Annotated in this window: 4 protein-coding genes and 1 rRNA gene; 1 reads left to right on the plus strand and 4 read right to left on the minus strand. The window is 60.9% G+C overall.

The features are described from left to right. The coding region (locus H7U20_RS30360) for a hypothetical protein (RefSeq protein WP_233410854.1) at positions 1 to 185 on the minus strand (185 nt) is incomplete at its 3' end. 258 nt (positions 186 to 443) lie between these two features. Here H7U20_RS30360 and H7U20_RS17485 point away from each other — a divergent pair. Continuing rightward, positions 444 to 2,342: a sigma-54-dependent Fis family transcriptional regulator gene (locus H7U20_RS17485; RefSeq protein WP_199760434.1), complete on the plus strand. Its 1,899-nt coding sequence runs from the start codon at positions 444 to 446 to the stop codon at positions 2,340 to 2,342. Between the two features lie 133 nt (positions 2,343 to 2,475). On the opposite strand, the gene H7U20_RS17490 is transcribed toward H7U20_RS17485, so the two are convergent. The 3 genes from H7U20_RS17490 to rrf all read right to left on the minus strand — a co-directional run bounded on the left by H7U20_RS17490 (position 2,476) and on the right by rrf (position 4,849). Further along, positions 2,476 to 2,865, minus strand: a complete 390-nt coding sequence (locus H7U20_RS17490) for a DUF779 domain-containing protein (protein ID WP_199760432.1) — start codon at positions 2,863 to 2,865, stop codon at positions 2,476 to 2,478. Between the two features lie 49 nt (positions 2,866 to 2,914). Then, positions 2,915 to 4,435 (minus strand): aldehyde dehydrogenase, encoded by a 1,521-nt coding sequence (adh, locus tag H7U20_RS17495; protein WP_199760433.1) that lies wholly within the window; start codon positions 4,433 to 4,435, stop codon positions 2,915 to 2,917. Positions 4,436 to 4,736: 301 nt separating this feature from the next. Next, positions 4,737 to 4,849 (minus strand): 5S ribosomal RNA (gene rrf / locus H7U20_RS17500). Positions 4,850 to 4,989 lie beyond the last annotated feature (140 nt).

Genomic DNA, 4,989 nt, shown 5'->3' on the forward strand with positions numbered 1-4,989 from the left:
GCCTGCAACCGGGCCTTGAACCCTTGACAAAGCGTTTTGTTTGTCAGTTGCGAAGAAGGAAGAGTATGCAGCGTTTCGGCCATTTCGTCAACCTTCTTTTTCTCCCCGCTTACTCTGCACTGCGCTGTTTTGCGTGCTCCGTTTGCGGGGAGGCGAACTATAGCAAAGGCATAGCTGTCGTACAAGGACTATTTACACTCCTGGCACCAAGCTTGCTACTTACCCCGTGCAGCAACAGGCCACACACCGCAGCCCGCTTTGTTTTGCCCGCATTCTGCACAGATGCTACATTATGGAACACCTGCGCTGACAAGAAGGCCACGCATAGAACGCGGCCTCATTCAAGAGACGAGACAACTATGCATCGACAGACAGCTCAAGATCTGAGCATCCAGCATGTGCCGGCAACCTGCACACCCAGGGCGGCGGGATGGGCCGACAATATGCCGCTGATCATCGAAACCTCGCACCAACGCTCGCTGGCCTACGGTCTGGCGGCAGACAGCGCGGCCGACTTCAGCCCGCTACGCCCGGACGCCCTCGCCCTCCTGATCGAAAAAAATCGCCTGCTGCACACCCATGCCATACCGGCCATGGAGACGCTGTACCAGCAGATCGTCAATACGCACAATATGGTGATCCTGACCGACGCCAATGGGGTCATCGTCCACTCCCTGGGCGATGACGACTTTCTGGAGAAAGCAAACCGTGTCGCCCTGCAACCGGGCGTGGCCTGGTCGGAGGCCAGCAAAGGCACCAATGCGATCGGCACCGCCATCGCCGAAAAGGCGCCGGCGCTGGTCCACGCGGAACAGCACTTCCTGTCCGTCAACCATTTCCTAACCTGTTCCGCCGCGCCGATCACCGACCACTTAGGCAAGGTGGTCGGCGTGCTCGACGTCTCCGGCGACCAGCGCAGCTTCCACAAGCACACCATGGCCCTGGTGCGCATGTCCGCGCTGATGATCGAGAACCAACTGTTTTCCGCCACCTTCGAAGACGCGATCACCATCCACTTCCATGCCAGGCCGGAATTCATCGGCACGCTGATGGAGGGCATCGCCTCATTCAGTCCCGGCGGCCGCTTCCTCTCAGCCAACCGCAATGGCCTATTCCAACTTGGCCTGTCCTATGCGGCGCTGCAATCGCACACGTTCAGCTCCCTGTTCGGCTTGCCGGTCTCGTCGCTGTACGAACACTATCGCGCCGCCTCGCCCGGCCTGCTCAATCTGTGTCTGCACAGCGGCGTGCGGGTCTTCGGCCGCGCCCAATTGCGCCTCTCCAGCAGCGTGTTCCAGCAATCGCTGGCCGCCACCGAGACAAGCGCCCCGCCACCGTCGACCGCCTGCGGTGCCACCGCCGGCCATGCCGCCAGCGCCGCGCGCCGCCTGTCCGGCCTGCGCTACCTGCGCACCGGCGATCCGCAACTCGAATTGGTGATCGACAAGGTCGGCAAAGTGCTCGGCCACGACATCCCGATCATGATCATGGGTGAAACCGGCACCGGCAAAGAGCTGCTGGCCCAGGCCATCCACAACGATTCGCCGCGTGCGGCAAACCCCTTCGTCGCCGTCAATTGTGCCTCGATTCCCGAGACCCTGATCGAGTCGGAGCTGTTCGGCTACGAGGACGGCGCCTTCACCGGCGCGCGCAAGAAGGGCGCGATCGGCCGCATCCTGCAGGCCAACGGCGGCACCCTGTTCCTCGACGAAATCGGCGATATGCCGTTTAGCCTGCAGGCGCGTCTGCTGCGCGTGCTGCAAGAGCGCATGGTGACGCCGCTCGGCAGCGCAAAATCGATTCCCGTCAACGTCGAACTCATTTGCGCGACCAACCACAATTTGCGCGAGCGCATGGCCAAGGGACTGTTCCGCGAGGACTTGTACTACCGCCTCAACGGCTTGGTCGTCAAACTGCCCCCTTTGCGCGAGCGCACCGACCTCGAGACCGTGGTCAAGAAAATCCTCGCCGCCGAGTCGAGCAGCGAGCGGTACCGCGTTTCACCCGAGCTACTGGATCTGTTCCATCGGCACAAGTGGCCGGGCAACTTCCGCCAACTGACCAATCTGCTGCGCACCGCCATCATCATGGCCGGCGACGAGCACGAGATCTGCCAACGCCACATGCCCGACGACTTCCTCGACGATATCGACTTGACGCCGGCTGCCGGCGCCACCGCGCCGGCGCAAGAAATCGCCACCACCGTCGCCAACCTTGAGGAGATGGAACAGTCGGCCATCCTCAAGTCGCTCGCCGCCCATGGCGGCAACGTCTCGGCCACCGCCCGCGCCTTGGGCGTATCGCGCAACACCATCTACCGCAAGGTGCCCAGTCTGAAATAGGCGGCGCCGGCCGGGGTGGGCGGGGCAAAAAAAATGACGGCCGCAGCCGTCAATAAAACGTTCAGGCTGGAGAGGGTATCTCGCCCCTTGACTCCTGAACGCAGCTCAATCTTTTCCTGCGGCGGCGCGCCGCTCAAGCTCCGCGCGCGCCCCTCTCGGCGCTCGGCAGCAAGCCCAATTCCTCATCGCTGAACAGGCGCGAGCGCGTCAGAAAGCGTTGCCCGGTGCCGTTGTCGAGCGAAAACATACCGCCGTTTCCACTGACGACATCAATAATCAATTGGGTGTGCGCCCAGTACTCGAACTGCTCGAATCCCATATAGAAAGGCGCGCCGTCGAGATTGCCGAGGTAGACATCGGTGTCGCTGATATTGAATTCGCCGGCGAGGTAGCACATCGGTGTGCTGCCGTCGCAGCAACCGCCCGACTGGAAGAACATCAGCGGGCCGTGTTGCTGGCGCAGGCGCGCGATGAGTTCCAACGCGGCGGCGGTGGCTGTGACGCGGGCGATAGCGTGGTGCATGGCAAACCTTTCGGCTGCCCCGCCGCACGGCCGACGGGGCGCACAGGGATTAGAAGAAACCCAACGCTTTGGGGCTGTAGCTCACCAGCAGATTCTTGGTCTGCTGGTAGTGGTCCAGCATCATCTTGTGGTTTTCACGGCCGATGCCGGATTGCTTGTAACCACCGAACGCGGCATGGGCCGGATACAGGTGATAGCAATTGGTCCAAACGCGGCCGGCCTGAATGGCGCGGCCGACGCGGAAGGCACGCGAGCCGTCACGCGTCCACAGGCCGGCGCCCAGACCGTACAAGGTGTCGTTGGCGATTTCCAGCGCCTCGGCCTCATCCTTGAAAGTGGTGACCGAGACCACCGGGCCGAAGATTTCCTCCTGGAAGATGCGCATCTTGTTGTTGCCCTTGAAGACGGTGGGGCGCACATAGTAGCCGCCCTCCAGGTCGCCGCTCTGCTGACTGCGCTCGCCGCCGGCCAGCAGCTGCGCGCCTTCTTGGCGGCCAATGTCGAGATAGGACAGGATCTTCTCCAACTGCTCCTGCGAGGCCTGGGCACCAATCATTGTCGCGGCATCGAGCGGATTGCCCTGCTTGATGGCGGCGACGCGTTTGAGGGCGCGCTCAATGAACTTGTCGTAGATCGACTCCTGGATCAGCACGCGCGACGGGCAAGTGCACACCTCGCCTTGGTTCAACGCGAACATGGCGAAACCCTCCAGGCATTTGTCGAAAAAGTCATCGTCGGCATCCATCACATCCTCGAAGAAGATATTCGGCGATTTGCCGCCCAACTCCAAGGTGACAGGGATCAGGTTTTGCGCCGCGTACTGCATGATCAACCGGCCGGTGCCGGTCTCACCGGTGAAGGCGATTTTGGCGATGCGTTTGTTCGAGGCCAGCGGCTTGCCCGCCTCCAGACCGAAGCCGTTGACGATGTTGAGCACGCCGGGCGGCAGCAGGTCGCCGATCAACTCGACCAGCACCATGATCGACGCCGGGGTCTGCTCGGCCGGCTTCAGTACCACGCAGTTGCCGGCGGCCAGCGCCGGCGCCAACTTCCACACGGCCATCAAGATAGGGAAATTCCAAGGGATGATCTGGCCGACCACACCGAGTGGCTCGTGGAAGTGGTAGGCATAGGTCTCTGAATCGATCTGCGCGACCGAACCTTCCTGAGCCCGGATGCAGCCGGCGAAATAACGGAAGTGGTCGATCGCCAGCGGGATGTCGGCCGCCATGGTTTCACGGATCGGTTTGCCGTTGTCGATGGTCTCGGCGGTCGCGATCAAGCTCAGGTTCGCCTCCATACGGTCGGCGATCTTGTTGAGGATGTTGGCGCGCTCAGCTTGCGAGGTTTTCCCCCAGGCGGCCTTGGCCGCGTGCGCCGCATCCAGCGCCAGTTCGATATCCTCGGCGGTGGAACGGGCCACCTCGCAAAAGACCTGGCCGGTGATCGGTGTGATATTGCCGAAATAGTTGCCGTTGACCGGGGCGACGAATTTGCCGCCGATGTAATTGTCGTATCGTGGCTTGAAGGGATTGGCTACACCCAGTTTGCTGATGTCCGCAAGATTCATGTCGTCCTCTTTCTGCTTTGGTTATGAGCCGTTTGGGAAACGGGGGTCGGGTCAGGCACATGACTCTTTTCGCAAGTGTCGTGCCAGCTCCAACGCAGCAGGCGGAAACGTGGCTGGCAGGGGGCTACAGGGGGAATGTGGGCTTTTCTGTGGCGCCGGCGCGCCATCCTGAGCGCCGAGTTCTGCGACATATGTTCAAGTTTGGAACAAGTGTCACATCGGGCAACGTTGCAACTAGTAGATAATGTGTGGACGAAAAAAAACCCCACCGGATCACTGGTGGGGTTTTTTAGAATAACTAGCCTGACGATAACCTACTTTCACACTGGTTGCAGCACTATCATCGGCGCAGAGTTGTTTCACGGTCCTGTTCGGGATGGGAAGGGGTGGTACCAACTTGCTATGGTCATCAGGCATTGACTTGTACGAGCGCGCGCTCCCGACGGGGCGGCGGCGCTCAAAAATTGGGAAGAAGTATCGGTAAAGAATGGGTAATGAAGCATGTCTCAACAACTCAGGCGACACATAATTCTTATTCTTACAACCTGCTAAGG

It is taken from the genome of Rugamonas violacea, assembly GCF_016461825.1.
In the GTDB taxonomy this organism is placed as follows: Bacteria; Pseudomonadota; Gammaproteobacteria; order Burkholderiales; family Burkholderiaceae_D; genus Rugamonas.